The organism is Streptomyces sp. NPDC004629, assembly GCF_042873595.1.
GTDB lineage: Bacteria > Actinomycetota > Actinomycetes > Streptomycetales > Streptomycetaceae > Streptomyces.
Genome location: NZ_JBIALO010000083.1, coordinates 1 through 2979 on the forward strand (window position 1 = coordinate 1; position 2979 = coordinate 2979).

Here is a 2979-nt window from a genome sequence, read left to right on the forward strand (position 1 = left end):
CTGATACGGACCGACTCCGGCGGCGGCACCCTCGCCTTCCTCGACTGGCTCTCCAAGCCTGGCCGGTGGCTGTCGTATTCCGTCGGGATGACCATCACCGACGCCACCCGCCAGGCCGTGCTGAACATCCCGAAGAAGGCGTGGACGCCGGCCTATAACGACGAAGGCACCGAGCGGCCCGACGCCTGGGTCGCTGAGATCACCGACATGCCCGATCTCTCCTCCTGGCCCAGGAGCATGCGGCTGATCGTTAGCAAGGAACGCCCGCACTCCGGCGCCCAGCTGCGCTTCACCGACCTCGACGGACTGCGGCTCGCCTGCTTCGCAACCAACACCAAAGGCGGTCGGCTCGCCGACCTCGAACTGCGTCACCGCAGACGGGCCCGCTGCGAGGACCGCATCCGAAACGCTCGCGACACCGGCCTGCGCAACCTACCCCTGCACGACACCGCCCAGAACCGGACCTGGCTGAAGAGCGTCTCGCTCGCACTCGACCTGGATGCCGATGCTCGCCCTGACCGGCAAGACCCGCCGCTGGGAACCAAAAAGCTCCGCCTGCGCCTGTTCTCCGCCCGCCGCCCAGCTCGTGAACACCGGACACCGCTGCTGGCTCCGCTTCACCGTCCGATGGCCCTAGACCGACGTCATCACCCACGCGATCGACATGCCAGTCCCCGGCTGACCAGCAACTCCGGCCGTCTCAACAACCCGCACCACCCCACCGGCGAAGTGGAACCCGGCGCCCACGACGCGAAAACCGGGCCCTCAGCCTGCCCCAGCCCCGAAAAGACCCCACTACACAGACACAACCACCTGGCCAGCAAGCTGACGGGGACTCATGAACGATCGCAGCTAAAGCCAGGAGCCGACGCCCGATCCGCACCGGCCTGCACGGTTCATGCCGATTTACAGAGATCATTTCGCTAGGAAAGCCTCAGTCACGTCCGCCCGTCGCGCCGGACAACGAGGTGAGGGTTTCGGTCATATCGATTCGTCCGGCAGTGCGATAACGGATGCTCCGCTTCACGTGGATCCGGACGGACCAGCCGTTGAACTCGCATTGCCGCGGGCCTGATGACGCCATTCCGCTTTCAGGTCGATTTCCCGCCATGCGGATGACTCCCCCTGTTTCGCTGGTGTCGGTGCATCTAGAGTGGCTAGGAGTTCATGGACCAGTCCATTCGTGCCTGTTCGCACGTTCGGCAGCGGGGTTTTTCGCGTCACGAAGCCAAACGTGAACTGCGCCTCCGTCTGTCTTTTGACATGGTGAGGGGGATAGCACGTGAGATCTGCAGCGAAGGTTTCCGTGGGGGATCCGGAGGACTCAACTGCCCAATCGAGACGCACATGCCGACTCCGACCGAGATCCGCCTGATTTCCTCGGCGCGTGACGACGCGACAAGGAATGCATGACCCAGGCCGGAGTCCCGGACTGGCAGCAGGCCCTGGGCTGGACCTGCCGCCGTTCGGCGGAACGATTCTGACGGACTGGTGCTACGCATCCAACGTGAAGTCCGGACTCCAGGCTGCAACAGGGGTCATAGAAGCAGCCATTTTGTGGCGCATGCCAGGGGATGTAAAGACCTACTTGGAGGAGAAACATGACTGAAATATTTGGGTTCGGTTCCGGTATAGATGCAGTAGAGCCGCAAGGAAACGACAAATGGTGGTTCTTCAAGAACGTTCAAGGCCAGGTATATGCCACCTGCCTCAGGTCATCGGGCGGCGTAGCCTGGGGACCCAAATTGATCACGTCCGAGGGCGGATGGCCAGCTTTGCATGGGACCACCTTCGCGAAGCACATAGACGCCGTCGCGACTAGCCGTGACGGCTGGTGGTTCTTCAGCGGCAGGCACGCCGTCAAGACCAATTGGGCTGGCGATCAGAAAATGAAGGGTCCAGAATTGATCACCGCGCCTGACGCTTACCCAGCCGTTGAAGGGACTCGGCTTTCACAAGATGTTTCCGCTCTAGAAGGAGGGGCAGGGGATTGGTGGATTTTCAAGAATATGGATACGCAAGTCCAAGCTGTATGCGTAGATGACACGAACAAGCTGTGGGGGCCCAATCCCATCACAGACAGTAAGGCATGGCCGGCACTGAAGGGTACAATCTTCGAGAATTCCATCGATGGCGCATCGCGCAGTGGAGACGGATCCGGCTGGTGGTTCTTCAGCGGTTACCATGCGGTGAGGACCAACAGGGAAGGAACTTCCATCACAAAAGGCCCCATGGATATCACCGCTGTCGAAGCTTTTCCCGATCTGAAGAACCTATGAAACCCGGAATATCTAACTCGCACCCGAGGTGCAAGCGTCATATTTCCATAAGGAGGCAGTGCAGATGGCAGGTATTGCAGCGGACAGCGGCGAATCATTCGCAACCAATCCCGACGGGAGTGAGTTCAAGGCGAATGGTACGGAGAAGGATTTCTACGACGAGTCAAGGAATGCCTGCCTGAATATTAAGGGGGCGGCGAAGGTCCGCAAGAATCGCAGTATTGCGATTCTCTTCGATGTCATCTCTGAAGTGAATGATCTTCTCTTTAAATGGAGTGAGGACTGGTACGATTTAGTAGATATCAAGACACGGACGAGCAAGCGTGTCCTGCCGAAGTTCGCCGAGCTCCAGGTCGGTCTCTCCTATGAGACCTACCAGGGGGGAAATCAATGGACATCCGAGGTGGTTGAACTTGCGACGGGGGAAAACGCTTGGTTCGACAGGGGCGCCCCCGCTTTCAACAATCAAGCGAAAGTCCTTGATCGTGAAATCGCCTCCACTAGACCCGATCGCGGATTCTATGAGAATCCGAACAAAATGAATAGGTATCGATGTGATATTCGGGGGCGCAAGTTTTCCGGATATTGGTGTGGATCTAACTCTGGTAGATATTGCGACTCCATGAAGCCATCCCAGAGGCGAGATGAAGTCCGTTTCAACTACTCCTTCGAATTCCAGATCCCGCGAGGCTTGAGTTAC

2 protein-coding genes and 1 pseudogene are annotated in these 2979 nt (G+C 58.9%); all 3 read left to right on the forward strand.

Annotation, left to right across the window (positions count from 1 at the left end; all coding sequences use genetic code 11):
* Positions 1-927, forward strand: a 927-nt coding sequence (locus ACFYTE_RS42265) for a transposase (RefSeq protein WP_388722634.1), incomplete at its 5' end; no start/stop codon positions are given.
* Positions 928-1601: 674 nt separating this feature from the next.
* Positions 1602-2279, forward strand: coding sequence for a hypothetical protein (locus ACFYTE_RS42270; protein ID WP_388722636.1), 678 nt, complete (start codon positions 1602-1604; stop codon positions 2277-2279).
* Between the two features lie 64 nt (positions 2280-2343).
* Positions 2344-2979, forward strand: a pseudogene (locus ACFYTE_RS42275) (hypothetical protein); the annotation flags it as partial.